The organism is Microbacterium sp. ISL-103 (genome assembly GCF_018613995.1).
In the GTDB taxonomy this organism is placed as follows: domain Bacteria; phylum Actinomycetota; class Actinomycetes; order Actinomycetales; family Microbacteriaceae; genus Microbacterium.
On record NZ_JAGGPD010000614.1, the window covers coordinates 1 to 1171 of the forward strand.

Annotated in this window: 2 protein-coding genes; both read right to left on the reverse strand. The window is 69.9% G+C overall.

Going from position 1 to position 1171, the window contains the following annotated elements; all coding sequences use genetic code 11:
• On the reverse strand, positions 1–432 hold a 432-nt coding region (locus tag J7E68_RS18640), incomplete at its 3' end, for a Mur ligase domain-containing protein (protein WP_251049153.1).
• Between the two features lie 77 nt (positions 433–509).
• A partial coding sequence (locus J7E68_RS18645; RefSeq protein WP_285225691.1) for a glycosyltransferase occupies positions 510–1171 on the reverse strand: 662 nt, incomplete at its 5' end.

The window sequence follows — 1171 nt, forward strand, 5'->3', positions numbered from 1 at the left end:
GTTCGGGTCGGCACCCAGCGCCTGCAGCGCGGTGACGATCATGCCGGTCGACGTCGTCTTGCCGTGCGCACCCGCGACCGAGACGAGGCGCCTCGAGCCGATCAGCCAGTGCAGCGCCTGGGAACGGTGGATGACGTGCAGCCCGCGTTCCTTCGCGAGGACGAACTCCGGGTTCTCGGGCCAGATCGCACCCGTGTGGACCACGGTGTCGGCGTCGCCGAGGTGCTCGGCCTCGTGCCCGACGTGCACGGTGGCTCCGGCGGCGGCGAGGGCGCGCAGATTGTCGCTGTCTGCACGGTCGCTTCCCGACACGCGGATGCCCGCGTCGAGGAACATCTTCGCGAGTCCGCTCATGCCGGATCCGCCGATGCCGATGAAGTGAGCGGAGGAGATCGACTCGGGGATCGGGAGGGAGAGGTCAGGTCTGATCATGTCGGATTCAGTCTACTTTTCGGTGAGGACGTTTCGGCGTCGCCACGTGGCGTCGACGCGAGGTGTCGGCGACGGGTTCAGGAGGCCGCGAGGGCGCGATCGACGAGAGCGATGACGTTCTCGGTGCCGGTGCGGGTGCCGACCTTCTCTGCCGCCACCGCCATCTCGGCGAGTCGCTGCGGATCCTTCAGGATCGGGATGACGATGCTCCGCACCGCGTCACCGTCGAAGGTGGCGTCATCGAGCAGGCGCGCAGCGCCGGCGGCCACCGCGGATGCCGCGTTGAGTCGCTGCTCGCCGTTGCCGACCGAGTAGGGCACGTAGAGCGCCGGGATTCCGAGGGCGCTGACCTCGCTGACGGTCGCTGCGCCGGAGCGCGACACGATGAGGTCGGCGAGGGAGAAGGCGAGGTCCATGCGGTCGACGTACCGCCGCAGCGCGTACCCGGGGACCTCCGGGTCGACGAGGTCGCTGCGCTCCCCCGTCACATGCAGGAGCTGCCACCCCGCCGCGAGGATGTCTCCCCAGGAATCGGCAAGCGCCTCGTTGAGCCGTTGAGCGCCGAGGGATCCGCCGAAGACGAGGAGCACAGGGCGATCGGGGTCGAGGCCGAAATGAACGGCGGCCTCGCCGCGAGCGGCGGTGCGGTCGAGCTCGATGACATCGCGACGAAGCGGCATGCCGACGACCTCGCCGCCGCGCAGGCGTGTGCCGTCGAACGCGACGCCTGTCGCTGCCG